The organism is Paenibacillus chitinolyticus NBRC 15660, assembly GCF_000739915.1.
GTDB lineage: Bacteria > Bacillota > Bacilli > Paenibacillales > NBRC-103111 > Paenibacillus_F > Paenibacillus_F chitinolyticus.
Genome location: NZ_BBJT01000006.1, coordinates 239,278 through 264,680, shown reverse-complemented (window position 1 = coordinate 264,680; position 25,403 = coordinate 239,278). Strand labels below are relative to the sequence as shown.

Sequence of the window (25,403 nt, the reverse complement as noted above, 5' to 3'; positions counted from 1 at the left end):
AAACAGCCTTAAACAATCCTAAGCAGTCTCAGTCAAAAGGAGGGCGAGAGCCATGACTAGCGAAACGCTGGCGCAGCAAGAGCAGTTGGAAGAACTGGCCGCAAAACTCGTTGCGGCCCGGCGCCATCTGCATGAAAATCCGGAGCTGTCTCACGAAGAATTCGAAACGACGGCTTTTATTAAAGCCTGGCTGGAGGAGGCCGGCATCCGTATCGCCCCTTACTCCCTGCGAACCGGGCTGGTTGCGGAAGTGGGGGGACTGCGTCCGGGACCAGTGGTCGCCATCCGGGCAGACATTGACGCGCTGCCGATCCGGGAAGAGACCGGCCTTCCTTACGCATCCAAGGTTCCGGGGAAAATGCACGCCTGCGGCCACGATTTTCACACGGCGGCCGTTCTCGGAGCCGCTTACCTGCTCAAGCAGAAGGAAGAGGAGCTTCCGGGCACGGTCCGCTTCCTGTTCCAGCCGGCCGAGGAGAAGGCGAGCGGCGCTCTCAAAGTGATCGGCAGCGGAGCGCTGGAGAACGTGCGGGCCGTTTTCGGGCTGCACAACAAGCCGGATTTGCCGGTCGGGACGCTCGGCATCAAAGAAGGTCCGCTGATGGCGGCTGCGGACGGCTTCGTCGCCGAGATAGAAGGCCGGGGCTCGCACGCGGCCCTGCCCGAAGCCGGCAGCGATCCTATCGTGGCGTCCGCGCAGATCGTTTCGGCGGTCCAGTCCATCGTCAGCCGCAATATCAGCTCGCTGGACAGTGCCGTCGTCAGCGTGACGAAGCTGCACAGCGGGACCGCCTGGAACGTGATTCCGGAGAAAGCGCTGCTGGAGGGCACGATCCGCACCTTCGACGAAGGCGTACGGAGCCGCGTACTGGCGCGCTTCCGCGAGGTCGTCGAGGGAGTGGCGGCCGCCAGCGGGACGAAAGCGTCGCTCCGCTGGATTCAGGGGCCGCCTCCCGTGAACAACTCCGCCGAGCTGGCCGAGCTTGCGAGAACCACGGCGGACGCTCTCGGCTACAGCGCGGTTACGCCGCTCCCGTCTCCGGCAGGCGAAGACTTCGCCTTCTATCAGCGGGAAGTGCCCGGGCTTTTCGTCTTCGTCGGAACGGACGGACCGCACGAGTGGCATCATCAGGCGTTCGACCTGGATGAAGCGGCCCTTCCGGTGAGCGCGCGATTTTTCTCGGAGCTGGCCCTGCGAGCGCTCCTGGAACTGGCCGATCCGCCCGCAGGCGGAGCAAACGGATGAATGGCGGGATGACGTATGACGTCATCGTGGTCGGAGCGGGCTCGATGGGCATGAGCGCAGGCTACCACCTGGCGAAGCAGGGAGTGAGGACGCTGCTCATCGACTCCTTCAACCCGCCGCACGGGGAAGGCAGCCATCACGGAGAGCCCCGGCTTATCCGCCACGCATACAGCGGAGGGCCCGCCTACATCACGATGGCGCTGCGCGCCCAGGAGCTGTGGGAGGAGCTCCAGGCGGAGACCGGCACGGAGCTGATGGTCCCGTCCGGGGTGATCAATATCGCGGGGGCGGACGCGTTCCGCACGCGGGCCGAAGACGCCCGGAAGCTGGGCGTCAGCGTGGAGCTGCTGGACGCGGCCGAGATCGGCCGCCGGTGGCCGGGCTTCGAGCTGCCGGAGCATTTCGCCGGGATGTATGAGCCGGACGCCGGCTATCTGTTCAGCGAGAAGTGCGTCGCCGCCTACCGGAGGCTGGCCGAAGAGGCCGGAGCCCGGCTGCTGACGGATACGCCCGTGCGCCAGCTGAACGCCCGGGAGGGCGGCGTCGCCGTTCATACGGACCGGGGCGTGTACTATGCGCAGCAGGCCATTCTCGCCACCGGCGCTTGGTTCCGGACGCTGGAGCCGTTCGTGAAACTGCCCGTCCGGGCGGTCCGCAAAGCTGTAGGCTGGTTTCAGCCGAAACAGCCCCTGTTCGGTGCGGGCCGATTCCCGGGCTTCACCATCGGCGGCGGCGACGGAGGCTACTACGGCTTTCCGGACATCGGCGGCGCGGGGGTCAAAATCGGCAGACACGACACCGGCGTGGAATGGACGGCGGGCGAGGCGCTGGAGCCCTTCGGCCGCTACGAAGAGGATGAAGGGGATCTGCGCCGGGCGTTGGAAGCTTATATGCCTCAGGCGGCAGGCCCGTTGAACCGTGGAGCCGTCTGCAAATACGAGCTTTCACCCGACGAACAGTTTATGATCGACCGTCATCCGGTCCATCCGTCCGTTCTTCTGGCGGGAGGATTTTCGGGGCACGGGTTCAAATTTTCGAGTGTCGTCGGGGAGATTCTCGCCGATCTGATGCTGTACGGACGGACGCCGTTCGATATCGGGCCGTTTGCTTTGACGCGTTTTACACAAGGGTCCCCGGGTCCCATGGTCTCCGGATGACTACATAAGGAGGAAAAGAAATGAGCGGTTCCGGCATTTTAAACGTAGATATCCAACTTTACTTATCGGTATACGATCAATTGAAACTGGCGGTCGCGGGACTGGACGAAGAGCAGCTCAAGCGGAAAGAAGCCCCGGGAAAATGGAGCATTACGGAAGTGCTGGCGCATCTGGCCGACCACAATATCGTGGTCTCCTTCCGCATCCGCGAAATTTTGGCGGGCTCGGATAAGATCCTGCCCGGATTCGCCCAGGACCCGTGGGTGGAAGGACAGCGGGCGAACGAAAGCGGCGTTTCCGATCTATTGGACGCTTATGCGGCGCTGCTGCAATATAACGCGGTTTTGTTCCGGCGGCTTACAGAAGCGGATTGGGAGAAAACCGGTGTCAATTTCAAAGGGGAGACCGTCACCCTGGCGTCCGTCGTGAATGCTTTTACGGCGCACGTGCAAACTCATCTGGGGCAAATCGAACGGATCAAAACCGTGGTAGCGGCGGTGTAACAAAAGCGGAAGGGGAGAAGGATCATGAGTAAAAAAAGACAGTTGAAGCTGGGCGCGCTTCTGCACGGTGTCGGCGGTAATCCGGCGATGTGGAGACACCCGGACTCGCAGCCGGACGCGAGTGTGAATTTCGAGCTGTACAAAAAATGGGTGCGGAAGGCGGAAGCGGGCAAGTTCGATCTGATCTTCATCGCCGACGGCTTGTATATCAACGAGAAGTCGATCCCGCATTTCCTGAACCGTTTTGAACCGATTACGATTCTGAGCGCTCTGGCTGCCGTGAGTACACACATCGGCCTCGTCGGAACCCTGTCGACTTCGTACAGCGAACCGTTTACGGTCGCCCGGCAGTTCGGTTCCCTCGACGCCATCAGCGGCGGTCGTGCGGGGTGGAACGTCGTCACTTCACCGCTCGAAGGGTCCGCGTTAAACTACGGCAAATCGCATCCCGAGCACGATCTGCGCTACAAAATCGCGGAAGAATATTTGGATGTGACGAAAGGATTGTGGGACTCCTGGGAAGACGACGCTTTCGTGCGAGATAAAGAGTCCGGCGTATTTTTCGATCCCGGGAAGCTTCACACCTTGAATCACCAGGGGGAATTTTTCTCCGTCCGGGGCCCGCTGAACATTGCCCGTTCCAGACAAGGGCAGCCGGTTATTTTCCAGGCGGGTTCCTCTGAAGTGGGCAAAAACTATGCGGCTAAAGTGGCGGACGCCATTTTCACCGGGCAGGAGAACTTGGAAGACGCCGTCCGTTTCTACAAGGAAGTGAAGGAGAGGGCCGTTTCGCACGGGCGCTCGAAGGACGACGTGCTTATTTTCCCGGGCATCGGACCGATTATCGGATCGACCGAGGAGGAGGCGGAGCGCAAGTACCAAGAGGTTGCGAACCTGGTGACGATCGAGACGGCGCTCGATTATTTGGGCCGGTTTTTCGAACATCACGATTTCTCGCAGTATCCCCTGGATGAACCGTTCCCGGATCTCGGCGATCTCGGCAAGAACAGCTTCCAAAGCGGGACCGACAAAATCAAGGAGGAAGCGAAGGAGAAAAACCTCACGCTTCGTCAGGTAGCTCTGCAGGCCGCAACGCCGAAAGGACATTTCATCGGAACGCCCGAAAAGGTCGCGGATCTTATCCAGGAGTATTTCGAAGCGGGTGCCGTGGACGGCTTTATGCTTTCCGCCGCCGTTCCGAGCGGGCTGGAGGATTTCGTGGATCACGTGGTGCCGGTCCTCCAGCAGCGCGGCATTTTCCGCACGGAGTACGAAAGCGATACGCTCCGGGGCAACCTGGGGCTGCCGGTACCGGCCAACCGGTATGCGAAACAGCCGGAGACGGTGTGAGCCGGGTTGATACGGTTTGGCAGCGCCGTGGCGCTGTCGCGTATAGCATGCGCGTGAGTCTATTGCCGTGTGCGTAGATCACGCTCGACGGGAAATCGCTGCCTCACCTGTTCTGAGGGGGTTGCTTTAAAGTGGGGCGGGCGGGACTAGTTAAGGAGCAGCAGTTCAATCCATGGGAACGGAGTGAGCGATATGAGCCAGTTAAATGATTATTTGGCCGCCAAAAAGAAGTCTCTAGAGGAACGCGAGGAAGAGCGCGAACGAGTCGCCAATCAGCCGTCGGACGTGCTGAAGGCCAAGGTAAGAGCCAAGGACCGGAGCGGCGTAAGGGAAATTCGTATCCGCAATTTCCAGATTCTTAGCGATAGTCTGCCGGATTTCGCGGGATTCGACCTCGGTCCGAATTCGGCGGAGATTCAGCTCGGCGTACTCGGAAGCTGCCTGACGCACATCACGCTGATTCAGGCCGCCCTGCGCGGAGTACCGCTGGAATCGCTGGAGGTAGAAGTTGAAGGCGAGCTCCACAAGTTCGCCGGAAAAGACGGCTATGAAGAGATCCCCTTCTGGCCTCACAACATCCGCTACACCCTGCACATCGAGTCGGCCGCTTCCAAGGAAGAAATCGCCGAGCTTCACCGGGGAGTCGAGGAAGTCTGTCCTATCTTAAATCTGCTTCAAAGACCTCAGGAAATAACGGGCAAGGTGCTGCATTCTTCCGGCAGCGGTGAAGCGGGGGAAGTAACGGTCGGAAGCTGACATCGCGATCCGGGAGCCGGGAGGAGGCGGATCTCATGTCCGCAAGAGACGGAGAAGAGGTTGAAGATGCCGGACACAGTCCCGCAATGGCAGGCAGCGTACTGGAGCTGATCGGGGATACTCCGGTCGTCCGTATCCGGCGGCTGTCGGGTACGAACGACGCCGAGCTTTACGTCAAGCTGGAGTCGTTCAACCCCGGCGGAAGCGTGAAAGACCGTGCGGCCCGGCATATGATCGAGCAGGCCGAACGGGACGGCAGGCTGCTCCCCGGCGGAACGATTATCGAAGTGACCAGCGGAAACACGGGCATCGGCATGGCGTTAGTGGCGGCCGTCAAGGGATACAGGCTTATCGTAATCATGTCCGATAACATGTCGGCGGAGCGTACGGGAATTCTGCAAGCGTATGGGGCTGAAGTCGTCCTCTACCCGGCGGAAGAAAAGATCGAAGGCGGCCTCCGCAGAGCCAGGGAGCTGGAAAGGCGGATTCCCGGCAGCTTCGTTCCCGTCCAGTTCGAGAATGCCGGCAACGCCGACGTTCACCGGTTTACGACCGCTTCGGAAATATGGGAGCAGATGCAGGGGAAATTGGACGCATTCGTGTGTACCTCGGGCACCGGAGGCACGATAACGGGTACGGGGGAGTCGCTTAAATCCAGACTGCCGGATTTGCGCATTTATGTCGTCGAATCGCGCTGTTCGCCTTTACTCTCCGGCGGCGAGCCGGGGACTCACGGTATCCCCGGAATCAGTCCCAGCTTTATTCCGCCGGTCCTCAACACGCAGCTCTACGACGAGGTGCTGCAGATCGGGGACGAGGACGCTTATGAGACGGCCAGAGAGCTGGCCCGCCGGGAAGGGCTTCTTCTGGGGCCTTCCTCGGGAGCGGCCGTATGGGCGGGAATCCGGATCGCCGAAAGGCTCGGGAGAGGTAAGAAGGTGCTCTGCATCGCTCCCGATACGGGGGAGCGTTATTTAAGCACGGGGCTTTACGATGCTTGAAACCGTGCCTTTGTTTACCGTTGACCGCCGCTGTATCGCCGGAAAACGGGCCTTGAACGCAGCGAATGTCGGCACGCAGGGAAATATTGTGCGCAGCATGTAAGCTCCGAAGCGGCGGCGAGCCTGCACGCGCCAAAAGGAGCCCGGGGAATCCGGGCTCCTTTTCTGTGTGCTTTTGCGGCGGTGCTTACCCGCTTGAAAAGCGCGCCACGAAGCAAGCGGCCGCCTTGTCTCGCGCTCGCGAGTGCCCGTTTACGGGCGGGATACTTCCTCCCGGGCATAGCGGTTCTCCGGCACGCGCAGACCGAGATGCTCTCTGAGCGTATCGCCCGCATACTCCGTGCGGAACAGTCCGCGCTGCTGGAGAAGCGGGACGACTTCCTCGACGAAATCGTGAAGTCCGTCCGGCAGCAGCGGGGCCATCAGCATAAAGCCGTCGGCTGCGCGCTCCGTAAACCACTCTTCGAGCGTATCCGCAATTTTCTCCGGGGTGCCGACCCAGTCTTCCCGGCTGAAGGAGCCCGTAAGAAGCGAGTAGACTTCACGGAGCGTCGGATTTTCCCCGGCGATGACGGGTTGGTGCTTCCTGTAATCGGATTTGTCCAGCTGAAGTCGGTCCAGACCCGCATCGGCGGCACGGGATTCCAGCGTTAAGCCCGCGAAATCGACACCCGGGAAATAGTCTTTCAGGAAGCTGAAACCCGTTTCCTCGGAAATATACGATTCGAGCTGCCTGTATTTCTCGTCCGCTTCTTCCTGCGTTCGACCGATTACCGGAAAAATCCCCTGCAAAATGACGACCTCGTCGGGCGACCGGCCGAAAGAGGCGACTTTGCTTTTGAACGTGTCGTAAAACTCCCGGGCTTCCTGTTTGCTGTACTTGATGGAGAAAATCACTTCCGCCCGCTTGGCGGCGAACTGCTGGCCGGATTCCGAGGTTCCCGCCTGCACCAGCACCGGATACCCCTGAGGTGAACGCGCGATATTCAGCGGCCCCTCGACGGAGAAGAATTCGCCCCGGTGGTTAAGGCGGTGCATTTTATCCGGATGGAAGAAAACACCGCTTTCCTTGTCCTGCACGAAGGCATCGTCCTCCCACGAATCCCAAAGCCCCGTCACAACCTCAACGAATTCCTCCGCTCGTTTGTAACGAAAGCCGTGCTCCAGATGATCCTGCGCTCCGAAGTTCCGGGCCGTGCTGCCGGACAGGTCGCGTGTCGTCACGATATTCCAGCCCGCCCGGCCTTTGCTGATCTGATCGACGGACAGCAGGGAACGCGCCAGATTGAACGGCTCGATGTAGGACGTGGAAGCGGTGGCGACGACGCCGATCTTGGACGTGGCGCCCGCAAGCGCGGTAATGAGGGTAACCGGCTCGAAACGGTTCAGGATATTCGGATGGGAATCCTCATTGATGGCGAGACTGTCCGCGATAAAAGCGATATCGAACTTGCCGCGTTCGGCCGTTTGGGCGAGCGCTTTGTAATAGTCGACGGAGATGCTGGCGCTTCGCTGCGCGTTCGGATGTTTCCACGAGGCGACATGCATTCCGGTGCCCACGAGGTAGGCGGATAGCTTGATTTGTCTGTTGGCTGCCAAAGGGATTCCTCCTTATAACCTAGTTATTTCATAGGAATAATATGTTAAACATTAACATTAAGCGCCGGAGGCCGTCAATCCTCGTTTTTTATTCTCAAAAGGCGGTTGACAAGAGGGAAAAGCTGATATAAATTAAACAAAAGACATTGGTTTAGTCGGAAATAACTTCATAAGTCGTTAGTTGACCAGATCGCTGGAAACTAAGCTCTTTACCGGACGGCCGGTAAGATGGGCTTGGTTTTTTTATTGAAAAAATTTCCGGGCAGGTGTAGCACATGATTCTCGTAGAAAATCTGACCAAGTCGTACAAAAGCGCCGGCGGCCCCGTAACGGCCCTGGAAAACATCAATCTGCGCATACAAAAGGGGGATATTTTCGGCATCATCGGATTTAGCGGGGCGGGGAAATCCACATTAATCCGCTGCCTTAACCGGCTGGAGGAGCCCGATTCGGGCACGGTGGAAATCGAAGGGCTGCGCATCACCGACCTGGACGAGAAGGAGCTGCGGATGGCCCGCCGTAAAATCGGCATGATTTTTCAGCAGTTCAATCTGCTCGATTCCAAAACCGTGTTCCAGAACGTGGCGTTTCCTCTTAAAGTGGCGGGAGTTCCCAAACCGCAGCTTGCCGAGAGAGTAAGAGAGATTCTGGATCTGGTGCAGCTGGGGGACAAAGAAAACGTCTACCCGTCCCAGCTCAGCGGAGGCCAGAAGCAGCGGGTCGGCATTGCCCGGGCGCTTGTGAACGAACCGGACGTCCTTCTGAGCGATGAAGCGACCTCGGCGCTCGACCCGCAGACGACGTATTCGACGTTGGAGCTGCTCAAAGACATTAACCGCCAGCTGAATTTGACGATTGTGCTGATCACGCACGAGCTGGACGTTCTCCAGCACATCTGCCGCAATATGGCGGTCATAGAAAAAGGTAGAATTGTAGAGACCGGAACCGTGGATAAGTTCTTTCTCCAGCCGGAGAGCGATACCGCAAGAAGATTCGTCAGTATTATCGACCATTACCGCAGAGAGCGGACGGTTCTGGAAGGAGCGGGGGCAGGCATATGAGAGACGATTTGGTCGATTTGCTGGTCGAAGGACTGCAGGAGACGCTGTTCATGGTCGTCTGGGCTTCCCTGTTCGCTTTCCTGCTGGGCAGCGCGCTCGGCATCACTCTGGTGGTTACGGAAAAAGGCGGCATTCTTGCGGCCCCCAAGCTGAATAAAGTGATCGGGACCGCGATCAATGCGGTACGGTCCCTGCCGTTCATTATTCTGATCGTGCTGCTCCTCCCGCTGGCCCGGCTCATTGTCGGCACGACGCTGGGACCGACGGCGGCGATAGTGTCCCTCTCGATCGGAGCCGCTCCTTTTCTGGGACGGATTATCGAAAACTCGCTGAAAGAAGTCAGCTCCGGCAAAATCGAAGCGGCCAAATCGGTCGGCGCCTCGCCGTGGACCATCATCCTCCGCGTGCTGATACCGGAGGCGCTTCCGGCCCTGATCCGGGCTGTCACGATCGGCGTTATCGCGATCACGGAATTTACGGCGGTAGCGGGCGCCATCGGTGCGGGAGGCCTCGGCAGCCTGGCCATCCGGTTCGGTTACCAGCGCTTCCGGGAAGATATCCTGATTGCCACCGTTATTCTTATTATTCTGATCGTCCAGATTATCCAGTGGTCCGGCGACTCCATCGCCAAATCGGTCATCCGCAAACGCTTCAAAATGGAATAAACGATCCGACCGTTTTATCTGTTTTTACATTACATAGAAGAAAGAAGGCGTGTTCCATGGCACATACACGATTAAGTGCACTTACAGCCATTCTGCTGGCTGTTACGTTGACGGCTGCCGGATGCGGAAGCCAAGGCAAAGGAGAGGTTACCGCTTCGGAGAAAACCGGCAGTACGCCGGCAGCGTCCAAAGAACCCGTCAAAGAGGTGAAACTTACCGTAGGAGCGGCGGCCGTTCCGCATGCGGAGATCCTGGAAGTCGTAAAACCGAAATTGAAAGAGCAGGGAATCAGCCTGGACATTAAAGTGTTCGATGACGAAGGCCAGTTGAATCCGGCTCTGAAAGACAAACAGATCGACGCGAACTATTTTCAGCACGTGCCGTACCTGGATTCGGTCAAGAAAGAGAAAGGGTTTGACTTTGCGGTGACCGCCAAGGTTCATGTGGAACCCATCGGATTTTATTCGAGCAAGCTGAAATCGAAGGACGAGATTAAAGAAGGCGCGAAGATCGGCATTCCGAACAATCCCTCCAACGAATACCGGGCGCTGGTCCTCCTGCAGCAGCAGGGGCTTATCAAGCTGAAGGAAGGGCTGACCACATACGAGGCTACGCCGAAGGATATCGTGGAAAATCCGAAAAACCTGAAGTTTTTCGAAACGGACTCCGCCACTCTGCCGAGGGCGCTGCCGGATTTGGACGGTGCGATAATTAATACCAATCTCGTCCTCGAAGCCAAACTTGATCCCAAATCGGCTTTATTCCGGGAGGATGCCAACTCTCCTTACGCGAATGTGATCGTAGTCCGCAAAGGCGATGAGAGCCGGGAAGAAATCAAAAAGCTGGATGCGGCGCTTACCGGCCCGGAAGTGAAGAAATTTATCCAGGACAAATACGGCGTTGCCGTTGTCCCGGCTTTTTGAACAAGGCTAAGGCTCTAATCGTATGTCTGAAAAAAAGACGCACAGACCGAATTCGGGGCTGGGGCGTCTTTTTGCGATATTAGAGTTAAGGGAATACATGTGAATCGGACGAACGGAACTTAAGGAAGCGCGGCGTTACGAACGAAGATGCCGAATGTTTCTTGCTTTAGTTACGGCGGATATTTCAAAAACGAGACAAGAGTACACCAATGACCATACCAATGTGCATGTTAGCTCATATGTATATACTATCTTGATAGATGGAGGGTAGTTCAAATGAGCGAGTATCCCGATTTATTTGAAAGTTGGTGGACAAAGGATGAACGAGCTCAGTCGGTTGATGGTATAAAAGAACCTCCCGATTTTCTAGGGGATCGTTTGGATCGGCGTACGACAGGAGATACGGCAAGGGACAACCGGACAAGGGGAAACCGTCCCGCAGATCACCGGACCTCGGGTAACCGCACAGGCGGCAGTCGGACCTTTGGCCATCGTACGGCAGGCGGCCGGAGCGATGGAAACCGGAACGAAGGAAACCGTACGCTGGGTAACCGGACGGAAGGGCGGAGAGACGATTACGGCTGGCAGAACCCGCAAAACCTTCCCGGAGGAATCTGGCCGAGTCCCTGGAACGCACCTGCAGATCGACCGGAGGGGGAATTCGCGAGGGAAGATCGTACCCGGGACAGGCATACCGGAGGCAGCCGTACGAGAGGCAACCGTACCGAGGGCAATCGTACGGGAGGCAACCGAACCGAAGGGGGCCGTGCGGGAGGAAACCGTACGGGTGGCCGCCGGACGCACGGGTTCCCCGCGCGCCTGGTCGCTCCCGTATTCACAACGAAACCGACCCAAAAACGTTAGGTTGAACTTTGGTGGTCCGCATTGTGCCGCGGCGCCTGCATTTCGCATAAGGTAACGTAACAAGAACAGCCTATCTTGACGGATAGGCTGTTTTCTTATAGCGAAAGGCGGAGGAATCTGATGTCGCTTCCTCATTTTCAACTGGCAATCGGCACCGGTGGGGACCGCAAACTGCGGCAAAACGTGTGGAGCCGCCGATTCGTGCCGGCCATTCTGTCGGACGGGAGCAGCAGCGTGCCTATCCGGATCGGATACCGGGGCGGGCATACCCGCGAATATGCGAAGAAATCGTATGAAATCCGGATAAAGGGCAGGACCTATCATCTGAATGCCGAATACGACGATCCTTCGCTGATCCGCAACGCGTTGTCGTTCCGTTTTTTTCGGATGATCGGCGTGCCGAGTCCGCATACCCGCCATGTCGTACTGTCGATCAACGGCAGAAACGAAGGCGTGTATGTGCTGATCGAGGCGGTTAAGCGCTCTTTTTTCCGGCGGAGGGGGATTCTTATGAAGTCTCTCCTATATGCAAGCAACGACAGCGCGAATTTTTCACTGAAAGATCCGGATACCCGCAAGCGCAAAAAGACCTTGTTTGCCGGCTACGATCTCATGATCGGAACGGGCCGGGACCGGGACAAGATGAAAGCGTTCATCCAATCCATGCATGCGCTTAAAGGAGACCGGCTGAAGGCTTTTCTGGGCAAGCACGTGGATCTCGACAATTACTTGCGGTGGCTGGCCGGGGCCGTGATGACGGGGAATTATGACGGTTTCGAGCATAACTATGCGATCTACGAGCATAAACCGACTGGGAAGTACCGGATGATTCCGTGGGATTACGAAGGCAGTTGGGGGCGGAATTGTTACGGGAAGAGAGTAAACAGTAATCTCGTGAGGATCACCGGGTATAACGACTTGACCGAAAAAGTGCTGGAAAGCAAGGAGGTTCGGCAGCGGTACAAGGCTCTTTTGAAACACCTGACGGGCACGGCGTTTACGAAGGACCGGATCATGCCCGTTGTGTATGAGATGCACGAACGCATTGCCCGGGATGTATATAAGGACCCCGGCCGTCAAAAAAGTCTGTCCCTGTTCCGGTCGGAGCCCGAAGTGATCGGGCAGTATATCGAGGACCGGCGGAAAGATATCCAAGAAGAAATCCGGCTGTTATAAGTCCGTCCGGCAGCTCACCTGTCCCATGTGCGGGTCGAGGAACGGATGAGAAGTTCGGAGGGCAGCATGATTTTGCGGTTTTCGGAACCGGGGCCGTTCTCGATCCGTTCGATCAGAAGCTGCATGCCGAGGGCGCCGAACTGATACGCGGGCTGGGAGGCTACGGTCAGAAAAGGATTGACGGTCTCGGCGGGACCGAAATCGTCGAAGCAGACAACCGACACATCTTCCGGAACGGATAAGCCTCTTTGTCGGAGCGCCCCGATAATCCCCACGGCGAGCAGGTTGTTTGCCGCGAAAATCGCCGTCGGCGGAGAAGGAAGAGAGAGCAGCGCCTGCAGCGAGGCCTCGTCCTGAAACTCGCGGTAGTTCAGCGACACGACCAGGCTCTCGTCCAGGGGCAGTCCGCCGAGCAGATGTGCTTCCCGGTAGCCGGTATACCGGAGACGGGCCGTAGATACATCGGGCGAGCCGTTGACCAGAGCGATGCGCCGATGGCCGAGGCCGATCAGGTGCTCGACCAGCTTTCTCGCCCCGTCTTTGCTGTCGCCGAGAACGACATCCGTTTCGATCCCGGGCACTTCACGGTCCAGGATCACGAACGGAATCCCGTGCTTTTGGAGCTGCCGGAGCTGCTCAAGAGAAGCGTCTCCGGTAGGCGCGAACAGGACGCCGTCCACCCGGGTGGAGAGGATCATCTCCACGTAGTCTTTTTCCTTGACGTAATCCTCGTCGCTGTTGCCGAAGAGAAGCTTGTAGCCGGACCGCTTCGCCGTATCCTCGGCTCCTCGCGCAATCGTGGTGTAGAAAGGATTCGTAATATCCGTAATCAACAGCGACAACAGCTTCGTTTTTTGCAGAACGAGGCCGCGGGCCATGGAGTTGGGGATATAATTCAGCTCTTCCATCACCTTGCGGACGCGCTTGCGGGTCGCCTCGCTGATTCTTCCGGAGTTATTGATAACTCTGGAAACGGTCATGGCGGAGACATTTGCTTTTTCGGCTATATCATAGATTGTAATCAATCGTTATCACCTTTTCATGCTTGAGTGAGTTTATTGTATAAAAGAAAACCGTTGACAGCAAGAGAGGGAGCTGTTAATTTTGTGTTATCGATAACTCTAATTTTAGCTCTAGCTGGAATACAGAGAGGAGACGACTTGATGCTGAAAGGAATTCCCTCCATTCTTTCGCCGGAACTTCTGAAAGTGCTGATGGAAATGGGCCATGGAGACGAAATCGTCCTGGGGGACGGCAACTTTCCGGCGGCGAGCCATGCCAAACGTCTGATCCGCTGCGACGGTCACGGCGTGCCCGAGCTTCTGGAAGCGGTTCTTGCCTTGTTCCCGCTCGATACATACGGTGATCAGCCGGCCCAGCTTATGGCGGTCGTTCCGGGCGATCCGGTTCAGCCGGTGATTTGGGAGACTTACGGCGAAGTGATCGGAAGGCATTTGCCCGGCGTCCCGGTGGGGCAGCTGGAACGATTCGCTTTCTACAAACGGGCCAAAGAAGCTTACGCCATTGTCGCCACAAGTGAAAGCGCTTTATATGCGAACGTTATTTTAAGGAAAGGCGTCGTTACGTGACTGTAGAAGGTCTATTTATACGAGAAGGTTTATCGATAACTCATAGAGGAGGAAGACAAATGAACAACCGTGAACACAGATGGAGCCGTCCTTTCCCGAAAATCGGCATCCGTCCGACCATCGACGGACGCCGCAAAGGGGTGCGCGAATCGCTTGAAGAACAGACCATGAACATGGCTAAGGCGGCCGCCGCCCTGCTCAGCGGCAATTTGCGCTACCCTGACGGAACGCCGGTGGAATGCGTCATTGCCGACACCTGTATCGGCGGCGTAGCGGAAGCGGCTGCGGCTGCGGACAAATTCGCCCGGTCGGGCGTGGGCGTATCCGTCACCGTGACTCCGTGCTGGTGTTACGGAACCGAGACGATGGATATGAACGCCTCCATTCCGAATGCCATCTGGGGCTTCAACGGGACGGAGCGTCCGGGCGCCGTTTATTTGGCCGCCGTGCTTTCGGCCCATGCGCAGAAAGGAATTCCGGCGTTCGGCATCTACGGCAAGGATGTGCAGGACGCGGGCGCGGCCGGCATTCCCGAAGACGTGCGGGAGAAGCTGCTCCGTTTTGCAAGGGCGGCTCTGGCTGTGGCGGTGATGAAAGGAACATCCTACTTGTCCGTCGGCTCCGTTTCTATGGGAATTGCGGGTTCGATCGTCAGCGAGGAGCTGTTCCAGAATTACCTTGGCATGCGCAACGAATACGTGGATATGTCGGAGCTTGTCCGCCGGATGGAAGAAGAGATTTACGACAAGGAGGAGTACGGGCTCGCACTCGCCTGGGTGAAGGACAACTGCAAGGAAGGCCCGGACAACAATCCTGCAGCCATTCAGACGTCCCGGGAACGTAAAGACAAGGACTGGGAAACCGTCGTCAAAATGGCGCTGATCGTCCGCGACCTGATGACCGGGAATCCGAAGCTGGCCGAACTTGGTTTCGGCGAGGAAGCGCTGGGGCATAACGCGATTTTGTCCGGCTTCCAGGGGCAGCGCCACTGGACGGATCACTTCCCGAACGGGGATTTCATGGAAGCGATCCTGAACAGCTCCTTCGACTGGAACGGAAGAAGGGCGCCTTATCTCGTGGCTACCGAGAACGACAGCCTGAACGGCGTAGCGATGCTGATGGGATACCTTCTGACGCACACCGCCCAAATTTTCGCCGACGTCCGCACGTACTGGAGCCCCGAATCGGTGAATCGGGTGACGGGTTATACGCTGGAAGGCGCCGCGGAACACGGGATTCTCCATCTCATCAATTCCGGCCCGGCGGCACTGGACGGTACGGGGCAGCAGTCCCGGGACGGCGCGCCCGTCATGAAGCCTTATTGGGAGATTACCGAGGAAGAGGTGGACAAATGCCTCGGCGAAACGTCCTGGCGGCCCGCGGCCGTGGAGTATTTCCGGGGCGGCGGCTACTCGTCAGACTTCCTGACGAAGGGCGGGATGCCCGTCACGATGACCCGGATCAACCTGGTGAAGGGTCTCGGTCCGGTGCTTCAGCTTGCCGAGGGCTACACCGTCGATCTGCCGGACCACGTGCACGACGCGCTGGATAAGCGGACCGATCCCACGTGGCCGACGACCTGGTTCGCGCCGATTCTGACGGGAGAGGGCTCGTTCCGCGACGTGTATTCGGTGATGGACAACTGGGGCTCCAATCACGGCTCCATCTCTTACGGGCACATCGGGGCCGATCTCATTACGCTGGCGGCGATGCTGAGAATTCCCGTCTCCATGCACAATGTCGATGAGAAGAATATATTCCGGCCGCGCGTATGGAGTTCGTTCGGGACCCGGGATGAAGAAGCGGCGGACTTCCGCGCGTGCGCTAACTTCGGCCCGTTGTATAACTAAAAGCCGGACAGGGAGAGGGACTTTTCATGAGCGTAGAAAAGAACGGCCTTCACATGCTGGCTGTGGACTTCGGAGCGAGCAGCGGGCGGACGGTGCTCGGCACTTACAACGGATCACGTCTGGCCGTCGAGGAAATCCACCGCTTCTCCAACGATCCCGTCCGCCTGGGCGGCAGTCTTCACTGGGATTTTCTGCGGCTGTTTCACGAGATGCTCCAGGGCATCCGGGCCTGCAAGCCGTTTACGGCGGGGGCTCCCGCTTCGCTGGCCGTGGACACGTGGGGCGTGGATTACGGACTTGTGGACGGCAGGGGCAGGCTGCTCGGGAATCCTTACCACTACCGGGACTCACGGAACGAGCCCGCGATGCGGCGGGTGCTGAACCGGATACCGGAAGAAGAATTGTACCGGCGCACAGGCATCCAGACCCAATCGATCAACACGCTGTTTCAGCTCGAAGCGGAAGGAGAGGCGGCCTCCCAGGCCGGCGAGGATGTGCGGATGCTGTTTATGCCCGATTTGTTCCGCTACTATCTATGCGGAGAAATTTCGGCGGAATACACCATCGCCAGCACGTCCGGTCTGCTCGACCCTCAGCTGCGAGGCTGGGATGAAGAAGTGCTTGCCCTGCTTCCGCATCCGCGGGCGATGTTCCCTTCCATCGTGATGCCGGGAACCACCGCAGGCAGTCTCCGCGCCGCACTGGCCGAGGAGCTGCAGATGAGCAGCTTCCCGGTCGTGGCGGCCGCTTCCCATGACACGGCCTCGGCCGTAGTGTCCGTCCCCGCGCAAGCAGGCGGCAGCTATGCGTTTATCAGCTGCGGCACCTGGTCGCTGATGGGGGTGGAGACGGAGCAACCCGTCATCACCGAACAGAGCCGGAAGCTCGCCTTCACGAATGAAGGCGGAGCGGACGGCCGCATCCGGCTGCAGAAGAACATCATGGGCCTGTGGCTTTTGCAGGAATGCCGCCGGTATTGGGAGCTGGAAGGCGAGACGCTTACCTTCGGGGACATGCAGGCGATGGCGGCGGGAGAAGAGGCGGCTGCTGCCTACGTCGATCCGGAAGACCCCGTGTTCTTGGCGCCGGGGAACATGCCGGAGCGCATCCGCAGCCGGTGCCGGCAGACCGGCCAGCCCGTCCCGCAGACGAAGTCGCAGATGATCCGCTGCATCGTGGAAAGCCTGGCGATGAAATTCAGCCAGACCCTCCACGAAATCGAGGAGCTGCTGGGCAGGAGGCTGGACGCCGTCCATATGGTCGGCGGAGGTATCCGCAACCGGCTGCTCTGCCAGCTGACGGCGAATATTACCGGCCGGTGCGTCATCGCGGGGCCGGTCGAAGCGACCGCCGTCGGCAGCCTGCTTATGCAGGCGAAGGCCCGCGGCGAGCTTCATACCCGGGACGAAATGAGGCAGGTCGTGCTGGCCTCGTTCCCGCCGGATTTGTATTCTCCGGAGGATACCGGCCGGTGGCAGGAAGCTTATGCGCGTTACAGGAAGATCAACGCAAACGCCCATCATTCCGAAAGGAGCGTCAACGAAAATGACTGAACGGAAAATAAGAGAAGAATTAACGAAGTACGCCGCCAAAAGCGTAGCGAAAGGTCTGGTCGTCGGCCCCGGAGGCAATATCAGCGCAAGGTCCGGAGAATTTATGTACCTGTCGCCCAGCGGATTTGCGCTGGAAGATATCGAGCCGCATCAGTGGGTGCCGGTCCACATTCCTACCGGTGAAATCGGAGATACCGACTTCCGCCCTTCATCCGAGGTGCTGATGCACCTGTTCTGCTACCGGGCGAACCCCCTGCTCCAGGCTATCGTGCACACGCATCCCGCCTACTGTATTGCCTTGACGCTTGTGGACGACGAGCTGCCCATGCTTTTTCCGGATCAGGCGGCTCTCGTAGGGGATGTCGCGTTTATCCCTTATGTCGTGCCGACGACGGACAAACTCGCTCATCTGGTGGCGGAGAAGGCGGACCGTTACAGCTCCATGCTGCTTAAAAATCACGGTCTGGTGACCACGGGCAAAAATCTCCGGGAAGCGTATTACCGGACCGAAGTGATGGAAGAGAGCGCGAAAATTTATATGATCGCCAAATCGGTCGGGGAGCCCAGAAGGCTGACGGAAGAGGAATACAAAGAGATTCAGGGGCTGGAGAGCGAAGCTTACCGGGTTCAACTGCTTCAAAATATGAAGGAGTAGCTCCGGGTGATGGTCGCTGTATGGCGGTTTTGTCGGATGACTCCGGCTGCATGCTGAGGTGTCCGGCGGTTCAGAGGTTTCAAGGAAAAATCTGCTTTTTCGTTAATCGTACCAGCGTACTACTGTAAGCGCAGTCCATCGGGGCTGCGTTTTTCGGTGTCTCTTTTATTCCGTTGAAGGGGGAAGGAGAAAAAAAGGGAGTCGATCCGAAATGAGGCGCCTGTTCGAGGCCTTCGATAGGCTGATACGATAAAGACGTACGGGCTCCGTCCGTTCATCCTAAAAGAAAAAGGGGAGGAGGGGTTCGAATCCTGACAAAATGAAAACGTTTCCCAATGACTTAACTTTTAAGGAGGAATGAAATGAAAAAACTTTTTGCCGGTCTGCTTGCACTGATCCTGCTCGTTTCCTTGCTTCCCGAACGAGGCACTTCCGCTTTTAACGGCGAGGTCGCTCTGGGTTCCGGCTCTTACTCGACCGTGCTGCCTCCGGGCTCTGTCGATACACAGAGCATGATCTACAAGACCGCGAACGTCACCGGAGCGATGCCGACCAACGACTGGTGGAGCAATCTCGCCTGGGATAGTTTCTCGGAAGCCCAGTATCCGCATCCGCTGGCGATGAAAAACGGTTCCGGCGGCATCCGCATTTATTATCCGGGCAACCGGATCACGGCGAATTCCAGCTGCGTCTGCGGCTGGATCAACGACATTCACGACTTCACAGTCGGCCACTCGGGCGTGGCCGCTTTTCCCGACGCGAAGGTAGACGGCTACAGCGACTGGTTTGTGAAGTCGCAGTACAAGAGCGGCGCCAGCGAAATGAACGTCAGCTACGGGCATGGTTCGCCGTACGTCTACTTCACTTATGCGGGCGGAAATCCCAAGCTGAGCTTCTACGACACGCCTGCCGTATGGTCCGGAGGCGCGAACACGCCGGTGCTCGGCATTACGGTCGCGGGCGCTCACTACGGTTTGTTCGGGGCGAACGGCAGCACATGGAGCGGGATCGGCAGCGGCACGTTGACGAACAACGGCAGCTCGTATTTTTCCGTCGCGGTCTTGCCGGACCCAAGCCAGTCGACGCTGAACAAGTTCGCTCAGTACGCTTACTCTCATGTCACCGGCACGCAGGTGTCCTACAGCTACAATGCCGCCGCGAGCGAGGTGACATCGACTTTCACTTTCACGACGCAGGCTAAGCAGGGCACGCAAAGCGGTACGATTTTCGCCCTGTATCCGCATCAATGGAAAAACAGCCCGACGCCGCTTCTGTCCTATACGTACGGCTCGGTGCGAGGCCTGATGAAGACGGGCGAGGGAAGTTCCTTCCAGACCCGCATGAAGTTTAACGGCGTCCTCCCGGCGCTGCCGGACAAGGGTTCCTACGACCGCGGGCAGCTGCAGCGGTACATCGACCAGGCGGAGGCCGAAACGTACACCGGCGACGGCGACACCTACTGGATCGGCAAGCGCCTCGGCAAGCTCGCCTCGCTGGCTCCGATCGCCGACCAGATCGGCGATACGACGGCGGCGAACAAGTTCCGCACCGAGATCAAGAGCATCCTGCAGAACTGGTTCAAGGCGAGCGACGGCAACGGTAATATTAAGAGCGGCAACGTGTTTTACTACAACCGCAACTGGGGCACCGTGATCGGCTATCCGGCCAGCTACGGCTCCAACAACGAGCTGAACGATCACCATTTCCACTACGGCTATTTCATCAAGGCTGCCGCGGAGGTCGCACGTGTGGACAAAGCCTGGGCTTCCGCCTGGGGGCCGATGGTGAATTTGCTGATCCGCGACATCGCCGGCAGCAGCCGCACGGACACGATGTTCCCTTACCTTCGCAACTTTGACCCGTATGCCGGCCACTCATGGGCCTCGGGGCATGCACGGTTCGGAGACGGCAACAACAACGAATCGTCTTCCGAGGGCATGAACGCTTGGGCGGGCATGATTTTGTGGGGACAGGCGACTGGCGACACCGCGATCCGCGACACGGGCATCTCTCTGTACACGACAGAGATGAACGCGATCAACGAATACTGGTTCGATGTGACGGGCGCAAACCGTCCCGCAGGTTTCACCCGTTCGACGGCGAGCATGGTCTGGGGCGGCAAAACCGTCGGCGACGGAACCTGGTGGACCGGCAATCCGGAAGAGGTTCACGGCATCAACTGGCTGCCTTTCACGGGAGCTTCGCTTTACCTGACGCAATACCCCGACTATGCCGCCAAAAATTATAACGCGCTGGTATCCGAGAACGGCGGCACGAATTTCGACGCTTGGGAAGACCTCGTCTACATGTACCGGGCGATATCAAATCCGGCTGAAGCGAAAAGCTTCTGGTCCTCGCGCGGCAATGCGCTTTCGGCCGAAGCCGGGAACTCCAAGGCGTTTGCGTACCATTGGATCTACAATCTGGACGCAATGGGTGTCCAAGACCGCACCGTGACAGCCAATACGCCGCTCTACGCCGTATTCGTGAAGAACGGCGTCCGCACCTACACGGCATACAACGCGGGCAGCTCCGCGATTAGGGTTACGTTCTCCGACGGCAAGTCGATGTCGGTGCCTGCGAACGGTTCGAACACGGAAGGGGCCGGAGGTTCGACGCCAACACCGACACCGACACCGACGCCTACACCAACACCGACACCGACACCGACGCCTACACCGACACCGACGCCTACACCAACACCAACACCAACACCGACACCGACGCCTACACCAACACCAACACCAACGCCGGCTCCATCGTCTGCGCCGATTCCCGGCAAAATCGAAGCCGAAAGCTACGCTTCGATGAGCGGCGTCCAGACGGAAACGACGACGGACACGGGAGGCGGCCTCAATGTCGGCTATCTGGATACGGGGGACTGGATGGATTACAGCGTCAATGTCGCGAAGGCCGGAACCTACACGCTGCAGGCGCGGGTGGCCAGTCCGAACGGAACCGGCCAGTTCCAGCTCCGCTCCGGCAGCAATACGCTGGCGACGGTGAACGTCCCAAACACCGGAGGCTGGCAGACCTGGACGACGGTCTCGGCGCAGGTGCAGCTAGCGGCCGGTACGCAGAAGCTGCGGGTCGCGATCAGCGGTCCGCAATTCAACCTGAACTGGCTGCAGTTCGCATCAGCGGACAACGTACTGACCTATACCGCTTCGGACTATACCGCTACGGTTACGAAGTCGGGCGCGTCGGAAACGGTCGTATTCGCTCCGAAGACGTCTGCGGCCTATGTAGACATCCACTATAAGGTGAACGGAGCGAACCAGCAAAACGTGCGGATGTCCGCCAGCGGCGGCAGTTGGACGCATACGATCCAGGGACTGTCGGCCGGTCAGCAGGTCGAGCTGTGGTTTACCTACGAGAAATCCGGTCCGCAGTACGATTCGGCTCACTATACCTATACGCATTGAGGCTTTGCGTTAAACTGCACAGGATGCTTGGCCGGATATCGGCAGCAGCCGGACCGGCCGGACTCCATTATTTTGGGAGAATGCCTAAATTAAGGATGAAAAAAACACGGGAACGCGCTATGATGGGGAGAGAAGGACGCTTATACACAAGGAGGCGGGACGTATGATTTTTTCCGAGCTGGAACCCTTTCTGGACAAAAAAAGACGGGAGCTTCTGGAGGCGCTGGACGCTTTCGGACCGGAGGAACGGCACCTGGCCGAGTATGAGGGCGGCTGGAATCCGGTTCAGATCGTCGAGCACCTGAGCATCGTGGAGGAGCAGGTCATCGCCGAAATCGGAAGGCTGCTGAACGGCGAAGCGGTCCGGCCATCCGAGCCGGAGGAACGGAAGCTGGTGGACATCACGGCGCTGTTCGAGCAAAAAGGGCTGCTCGGCTCGCCGAAAAAATCTCCGCCTTCCGCATTTCCGACCGGAAAAGTGGCGTATGAGGACGGGCTGGAACGGCTTGCGGAAGTACGCGGCAACCTGAAAGCATTTTTGCCTCTTTTGGCCGCAAGAGAGACGAACCGTCTGATGTCCTGCCATCCCCTCGGCGTGGAATTGAATGCCTGCCAGTGGCTGCAATTCAGCGCTTTTCACGAATGGGGTCACATTCACCAGCTGAAACGGATTCGCCGGGCTCACTCGGGTTAGCGGAATAAAGGGGACCGGACGAGGGGGTGGAAAGCGGGCTTCTACGCTTCCGTTAATCCAAACTCGGATGTATCCGTATGCCCGTCCTCCCGTCCTGCGTCTCTCCGTTCTTCACTCCTCCGTCTCTTCATGCTTTCACACCTCCATACTGCCCGCCAACCGCAGCCGAACATGCGGATATACGGATACCTTGGTGCCTGGACAGCAAAAACCCGCCCCTTTCTTGCGAAAGGAAGCGGGTTGTTATCATTCTGTATGGGCGTCAGCCTTGAAGATAGACCGGTGTTTCGTACACGGCTTCTTTCTCCAAAACGAGCTGGAAAGACTGTTCTTTCCCGTCTACGGAAGGACCGATGGAATAAATTGGACCCGAGGAATCCCGTTGGGCCAAGACTTTGCCAGCAGATTTGGCGGAACGACGACGCTTTAATCCGCTGTTCGATCTGTTTCTGACCGGTTTCATCTTATTCCCCTCCCAACAAATCGTTTACCGAACTGATCAGTTGCCCGTTCAGGCCGGCTATCTTATTCAACTGCTCCGAACTCAATGTGTCCTGGCCGATCATATGCACGGTCAACACATACTTCTTAGCTAAAGGATAACATATCAAATATTCATTTTCAATGGAGGAAGAGTGCAGATTCATCGTGACTCTGTTGTTCAAATGAGCGTCCACCACGAGGATCCGCTTGTCTCCGGGGACCAGATTTTCATTGGCCGTTAAGGGATAAGTCCGGTTCATCGTGCCGATGTTCGAGGTGCCCGCGACCTGCTTGATCCACTCGTCCTGCTCCGCCCTGTGAATCGTGACGCCCTTAACCGTATACTGGGGCGGGCATGTGTAGGAGATCCGAATTCCTTCGCTTAGAGTCTGGAGGGAATTTTCTTCCTCCGATTTGAAGGGAACCCCCTTTAACAGGGTACGAAAAAGACGCAGAATGCGTGCGAGCTGGTTGATCGTCGGCTGCTCCGAAAGGCAGCCCAATTCGCGCATCTTTCTTTTGACGGTGCTGCAAGCCGCGGCCGTCGCTTGAACCCACTCATCGGCTTCGGAACGGATTTCGAACGTAAGGGCATTGACCCCGAACAGGTCCGAAGGCGTCCGCAGCCCGCCGACGGCCGTTTCGTTAACGCTTTCAGGAATATGATCCGGCATAAGAAAAAAGACGCGTTCCCTGCCCAGGCGGCTCATAAAAAGCCCCATTTCAAAAATGGTGTTATCTCTGGCCGAGGCATACTGCTTGCCGCGGATTTGAACGACGTCGTCCGTCGATAAGATGAAAAGGGCGAAATCGTTGTTCTGCACCTGTTTATCCAAATCTTCCATGGTATACCGCCCGGGATTGAAGGCGCCGGCAAACCAGGGGTTCGCCTGTGCGGCCGGGGAGAGATTTTCCAGCACACCTTCCGCGATAGGAATCGCTTCCCTGGAAGAGCCGATAAACACTTTCGGTTTCCGTTGTTGGTCCATACGTACTCCTTTTTTTCCAAAAGTCGCCTGCTTCTTTAAAAATAGCGCAAGGGAGCTTATTTGTCCATGCGGCAGAAGTAGGACGATGCGAAAAGGAAGAAAGGGCGGTAATCCGACTCCCTTCGACTAGGTGCGCTGATAGGACCTTTTATGAAAGTCGGTGATCGACTCAAAAAGAAGCCGGCCGTCGTCCGCGAGCTTCCCTTCGGGGCTTAAATTCACATACATCGCCTGGTAGCGCTCCGGCACCCAGCTGTATTCGTGAACGTAGTCCGTCAAATGAAACCCGCAGGCTTCCCAGAAACGCCGCCGGCTCCGATGGCCGGGTCCGTCGCCCGCCTCCGCTTCGATCAGTATTCCGCTGAGGCCGCGTTCCCTGCGGGTCCAATGTTTAAGCTCTTCTATAAAATGCCGCCCGGTGCCTTGTCCGCGGCAATCGTGACGGACGGCGATGTAGTCGATCAGAAGCGCCCGTACCGAAGGCAGTTCACCGGTAATCGCCATAACGGCGACCGTATTTTCAACAATCCCGAGATGCAGGAAACAGAGCTTCCTTTGGAACATCTGACGGATGATCCGGATAGGCTTTCTTCCGTGATCCGGAAAAGCCTCATTGTAGAGGGGCTCCGCTTCCCGCCAAAGCTTTTCGTCCCACTGCGCGGTCGTGATGATTTTCATCGGTACCTCCGGTCTGGTATGGATGGGCAAAAAGCCAATCGAAACGAAAACAAAAAGAAAGAGCGGACTCCACGGAAACGTGAAGCACTCTTTCTTAGTTTAAGCGAAAACGGGCCCTTTCAAACGAAGAAGGGCCGGCCGGCGGGCAAGAGAATAGGCAGTCCTTTTGAAAGACCGCCTTTCAGGTGACCGGCCGGGAGAGAAGGTCTCACTTATCCCCAGGCGGATACTCCCTGTTTTTCAAGCTCCTTGACAATCTCCTCGCAGACGCGATGGGTTTCGAGGGCATCCCGCGTTGACTGCAGAGGCTGTCCGCCCTCTTTTACCGTTTGGATAAAATGATCGATGATGGCATGAAAACCCCGGCGGTGCAGAACAGGGTCCCAATCGTTGAATTTGTAATGCCGCTCGCCGCCGTCCGCCAGCTCTACCGCGGTATTGAGATCCTTCACCGACCATTTGCGGCCGCCTCCGATCGTTTCCACGGTTTCTTCGCTGGCGCCGCTGTCCCGGTTCATGATGCCGACGGCCGTGTAGCCGTCGCCGCTGAGCTGAAGCATCACATGGTACAGCTTGCCGTCCTGCCGGTGGGACGTGACGTTAATGTCCCGGACGGCTCCCGGCACAAGATAGCGCAGCGTATCGACGACATGGATGAAATCGTCGAGGATGAACCGGCGCGCAAAGTCGGGGGAGTGGGGGCGGTTTTTTTGCATCAGTATAAGGTTCGGGGATGATTTCTCTTTAACGGTAACGTAGAGAGGAGCGAAACGCCGGTTGAAGCCGACCATCAGAATGAGGCCGTTTTTTTCCGCAAGCTCCGTAAGCTCCAAGGACTCCTCGTATGTATAGGCAATAGGCTTGTCCACATAGACGTGAACGCCGTTTTGCAGAAGCTGCTTCGTTATTTCCGCGTGGGATTCCGTTGAAGAGTGGACGAATGCCGCCCGGATGCCCCGGCTGATCAGCTCGCCGACCTCCGTAACGGTTTCGCTTATCCGGTAAACGGAGGCAAGCTGCTCCAGGGTAGCGGTATTTCGCGTGCAGAAGATAAGTTCCACGTCGTTTCTTGCGGTGATCACCGGCAGGTAAGCTTTGCGGGCGATGTCGCCGAGCCCGATAATACCAATGCGCATAAAGTCTCCTCCTCGAATGTTCTTCTTCCATTATAGCGGAACTTCGCCGG

Annotated in this window: 23 protein-coding genes; 17 read left to right on the top strand and 6 right to left on the bottom strand. The window is 57.8% G+C overall.

Annotated features, from left to right (window positions below; all coding sequences use genetic code 11):
• Positions 1-52 precede the first annotated feature (52 nt).
• The 6 genes from PCH01S_RS16635 (at position 53) to cysK (ending at position 6,013) form a co-directional block, all read left to right on the top strand.
• Positions 53-1,246 (top strand): amidohydrolase, encoded by a 1,194-nt coding sequence (locus PCH01S_RS16635; RefSeq protein ID WP_042231024.1) that lies wholly within the window; start codon positions 53-55, stop codon positions 1,244-1,246.
• On the top strand, positions 1,243-2,403 hold the full coding sequence (gene solA, locus PCH01S_RS16630; RefSeq protein WP_042231023.1) for an N-methyl-L-tryptophan oxidase: 1,161 nt from the start codon (positions 1,243-1,245) through the stop codon (positions 2,401-2,403). The genes PCH01S_RS16635 and solA overlap by 4 nt, the downstream gene beginning before the upstream one ends.
• 20 nt (positions 2,404-2,423) lie before the next feature.
• Entirely contained in the window at positions 2,424-2,906 is a 483-nt protein-coding gene (locus PCH01S_RS16625) for a DinB family protein (protein WP_042231022.1), read from the top strand.
• A gap of 24 nt (positions 2,907-2,930) precedes the next feature.
• Positions 2,931-4,256, top strand: coding sequence for an LLM class flavin-dependent oxidoreductase (locus PCH01S_RS16620; protein WP_042231021.1), 1,326 nt, complete (start codon positions 2,931-2,933; stop codon positions 4,254-4,256).
• Between the two features lie 192 nt (positions 4,257-4,448).
• A complete protein-coding gene (locus tag PCH01S_RS16615) occupies positions 4,449-5,012 on the top strand; it encodes an OsmC family protein (protein WP_042231020.1) in 564 nt (187 codons plus the stop codon).
• 35 nt (positions 5,013-5,047) lie between these two features.
• On the top strand, positions 5,048-6,013 hold the full coding sequence (cysK, locus tag PCH01S_RS16610) for a cysteine synthase A (RefSeq protein ID WP_042231018.1): 966 nt from the start codon (positions 5,048-5,050) through the stop codon (positions 6,011-6,013).
• 252 nt (positions 6,014-6,265) lie between these two features.
• Here cysK and PCH01S_RS16605 read toward each other — a convergent pair whose 3' ends face one another.
• Complete coding sequence (locus tag PCH01S_RS16605) at positions 6,266-7,612, bottom strand: LLM class flavin-dependent oxidoreductase (RefSeq protein ID WP_042231017.1); 1,347 nt, start codon at positions 7,610-7,612, stop codon at positions 6,266-6,268.
• 275 nt (positions 7,613-7,887) lie between these two features.
• Between PCH01S_RS16605 and PCH01S_RS16600 the strand changes: the two genes are divergently transcribed.
• The 5 genes from PCH01S_RS16600 (at position 7,888) to PCH01S_RS16580 (ending at position 12,301) form a co-directional block, all read left to right on the top strand.
• Complete coding sequence (locus PCH01S_RS16600; protein ID WP_042231015.1) at positions 7,888-8,673, top strand: methionine ABC transporter ATP-binding protein; 786 nt, start codon at positions 7,888-7,890, stop codon at positions 8,671-8,673.
• On the top strand, positions 8,670-9,338 hold the full coding sequence (locus tag PCH01S_RS16595; RefSeq protein WP_042231014.1) for a methionine ABC transporter permease: 669 nt from the start codon (positions 8,670-8,672) through the stop codon (positions 9,336-9,338). Before PCH01S_RS16600 ends, PCH01S_RS16595 begins: the two co-directional genes overlap by 4 nt.
• 56 nt (positions 9,339-9,394) lie before the next feature.
• Positions 9,395-10,261, top strand: a complete 867-nt coding sequence (locus PCH01S_RS16590; protein ID WP_042231013.1) for a MetQ/NlpA family ABC transporter substrate-binding protein — start codon at positions 9,395-9,397, stop codon at positions 10,259-10,261.
• 378 nt (positions 10,262-10,639) lie between these two features.
• A complete protein-coding gene (locus PCH01S_RS16585; protein WP_042231012.1) occupies positions 10,640-11,125 on the top strand; it encodes a hypothetical protein in 486 nt (161 codons plus the stop codon).
• Positions 11,126-11,245: 120 nt separating this feature from the next.
• Entirely contained in the window at positions 11,246-12,301 is a 1,056-nt protein-coding gene (locus PCH01S_RS16580) for a CotH kinase family protein (protein ID WP_042231011.1), read from the top strand.
• 14 nt (positions 12,302-12,315) lie between these two features.
• Here PCH01S_RS16580 and PCH01S_RS16575 read toward each other — a convergent pair whose 3' ends face one another.
• Positions 12,316-13,326: a LacI family DNA-binding transcriptional regulator gene (locus PCH01S_RS16575; RefSeq protein WP_042231010.1), complete on the bottom strand. Its 1,011-nt coding sequence runs from the start codon at positions 13,324-13,326 to the stop codon at positions 12,316-12,318.
• A gap of 138 nt (positions 13,327-13,464) precedes the next feature.
• Between PCH01S_RS16575 and fucU the strand changes: the two genes are divergently transcribed.
• From fucU to PCH01S_RS16545, 6 genes are all read left to right on the top strand, one after another.
• Complete coding sequence (gene fucU, locus PCH01S_RS16570) at positions 13,465-13,890, top strand: L-fucose mutarotase (RefSeq protein WP_042231009.1); 426 nt, start codon at positions 13,465-13,467, stop codon at positions 13,888-13,890.
• Positions 13,891-13,949: 59 nt separating this feature from the next.
• Positions 13,950-15,740, top strand: coding sequence for an L-fucose isomerase (locus PCH01S_RS16565; RefSeq protein WP_042231008.1), 1,791 nt, complete (start codon positions 13,950-13,952; stop codon positions 15,738-15,740).
• Between the two features lie 26 nt (positions 15,741-15,766).
• Positions 15,767-17,293 carry a rhamnulokinase gene (locus tag PCH01S_RS16560; protein ID WP_042231006.1) on the top strand — a complete coding sequence of 509 codons (1,527 nt, stop codon included), beginning with the start codon at positions 15,767-15,769 and terminating at the stop codon, positions 17,291-17,293.
• Positions 17,286-17,948 carry a class II aldolase/adducin family protein gene (locus PCH01S_RS16555; protein WP_042231005.1) on the top strand — a complete coding sequence of 221 codons (663 nt, stop codon included), beginning with the start codon at positions 17,286-17,288 and terminating at the stop codon, positions 17,946-17,948. The genes PCH01S_RS16560 and PCH01S_RS16555 overlap by 8 nt, the downstream gene beginning before the upstream one ends.
• A 362-nt stretch (positions 17,949-18,310) precedes the next feature.
• Positions 18,311-21,373, top strand: a complete 3,063-nt coding sequence (locus PCH01S_RS16550; RefSeq protein ID WP_042231004.1) for a glycosyl hydrolase — start codon at positions 18,311-18,313, stop codon at positions 21,371-21,373.
• A 163-nt stretch (positions 21,374-21,536) separates the two neighbouring features.
• Positions 21,537-22,067, top strand: a complete 531-nt coding sequence (locus PCH01S_RS16545) for a DinB family protein (RefSeq protein WP_042231003.1) — start codon at positions 21,537-21,539, stop codon at positions 22,065-22,067.
• Positions 22,068-22,329: 262 nt separating this feature from the next.
• Here the strand turns inward: PCH01S_RS16545 and PCH01S_RS16540 are convergent, their stop codons facing one another.
• The 4 genes from PCH01S_RS16540 to PCH01S_RS16525 form a co-directional block, all read right to left on the bottom strand.
• Positions 22,330-22,530: a hypothetical protein gene (locus tag PCH01S_RS16540; protein WP_042231002.1), complete on the bottom strand. Its 201-nt coding sequence runs from the start codon at positions 22,528-22,530 to the stop codon at positions 22,330-22,332.
• Position 22,531: 1 nt separating this feature from the next.
• Positions 22,532-23,539 (bottom strand): TIR domain-containing protein, encoded by a 1,008-nt coding sequence (locus PCH01S_RS16535; protein WP_042231001.1) that lies wholly within the window; start codon positions 23,537-23,539, stop codon positions 22,532-22,534.
• A gap of 126 nt (positions 23,540-23,665) precedes the next feature.
• A complete protein-coding gene (locus PCH01S_RS16530; RefSeq protein ID WP_042231000.1) occupies positions 23,666-24,217 on the bottom strand; it encodes a GNAT family N-acetyltransferase in 552 nt (183 codons plus the stop codon).
• Positions 24,218-24,429: 212 nt separating this feature from the next.
• Positions 24,430-25,353, bottom strand: coding sequence for a Gfo/Idh/MocA family protein (locus tag PCH01S_RS16525; protein WP_042230999.1), 924 nt, complete (start codon positions 25,351-25,353; stop codon positions 24,430-24,432).
• Positions 25,354-25,403: the final 50 nt, after the last annotated feature.

Coding starts and splice junctions, on each gene's coding strand:
- PCH01S_RS16635 (WP_042231024.1), top strand. CDS start 53: ATGACTAGCGAAACGCTGGCGCAGCAAGAGCAGTTGGAAGAACTGGCC.
- solA (WP_042231023.1), top strand. CDS start 1,243: ATGAATGGCGGGATGACGTATGACGTCATCGTGGTCGGAGCGGGCTCG.
- PCH01S_RS16625 (WP_042231022.1), top strand. CDS start 2,424: ATGAGCGGTTCCGGCATTTTAAACGTAGATATCCAACTTTACTTATCG.
- PCH01S_RS16620 (WP_042231021.1), top strand. CDS start 2,931: ATGAGTAAAAAAAGACAGTTGAAGCTGGGCGCGCTTCTGCACGGTGTC.
- PCH01S_RS16615 (WP_042231020.1), top strand. CDS start 4,449: ATGAGCCAGTTAAATGATTATTTGGCCGCCAAAAAGAAGTCTCTAGAG.
- cysK (WP_042231018.1), top strand. CDS start 5,048: ATGTCCGCAAGAGACGGAGAAGAGGTTGAAGATGCCGGACACAGTCCC.
- PCH01S_RS16600 (WP_042231015.1), top strand. CDS start 7,888: ATGATTCTCGTAGAAAATCTGACCAAGTCGTACAAAAGCGCCGGCGGC.
- PCH01S_RS16595 (WP_042231014.1), top strand. CDS start 8,670: ATGAGAGACGATTTGGTCGATTTGCTGGTCGAAGGACTGCAGGAGACG.
- PCH01S_RS16590 (WP_042231013.1), top strand. CDS start 9,395: ATGGCACATACACGATTAAGTGCACTTACAGCCATTCTGCTGGCTGTT.
- PCH01S_RS16580 (WP_042231011.1), top strand. CDS start 11,246: ATGTCGCTTCCTCATTTTCAACTGGCAATCGGCACCGGTGGGGACCGC.
- fucU (WP_042231009.1), top strand. CDS start 13,465: ATGCTGAAAGGAATTCCCTCCATTCTTTCGCCGGAACTTCTGAAAGTG.
- PCH01S_RS16565 (WP_042231008.1), top strand. CDS start 13,950: ATGAACAACCGTGAACACAGATGGAGCCGTCCTTTCCCGAAAATCGGC.
- PCH01S_RS16560 (WP_042231006.1), top strand. CDS start 15,767: ATGAGCGTAGAAAAGAACGGCCTTCACATGCTGGCTGTGGACTTCGGA.
- PCH01S_RS16555 (WP_042231005.1), top strand. CDS start 17,286: ATGACTGAACGGAAAATAAGAGAAGAATTAACGAAGTACGCCGCCAAA.
- PCH01S_RS16550 (WP_042231004.1), top strand. CDS start 18,311: ATGAAAAAACTTTTTGCCGGTCTGCTTGCACTGATCCTGCTCGTTTCC.
- PCH01S_RS16545 (WP_042231003.1), top strand. CDS start 21,537: ATGATTTTTTCCGAGCTGGAACCCTTTCTGGACAAAAAAAGACGGGAG.
- PCH01S_RS16540 (WP_042231002.1), bottom strand. CDS start 22,530: ATGAAACCGGTCAGAAACAGATCGAACAGCGGATTAAAGCGTCGTCGT.
- PCH01S_RS16535 (WP_042231001.1), bottom strand. CDS start 23,539: ATGGACCAACAACGGAAACCGAAAGTGTTTATCGGCTCTTCCAGGGAA.
- PCH01S_RS16530 (WP_042231000.1), bottom strand. CDS start 24,217: ATGAAAATCATCACGACCGCGCAGTGGGACGAAAAGCTTTGGCGGGAA.
- PCH01S_RS16525 (WP_042230999.1), bottom strand. CDS start 25,353: ATGCGCATTGGTATTATCGGGCTCGGCGACATCGCCCGCAAAGCTTAC.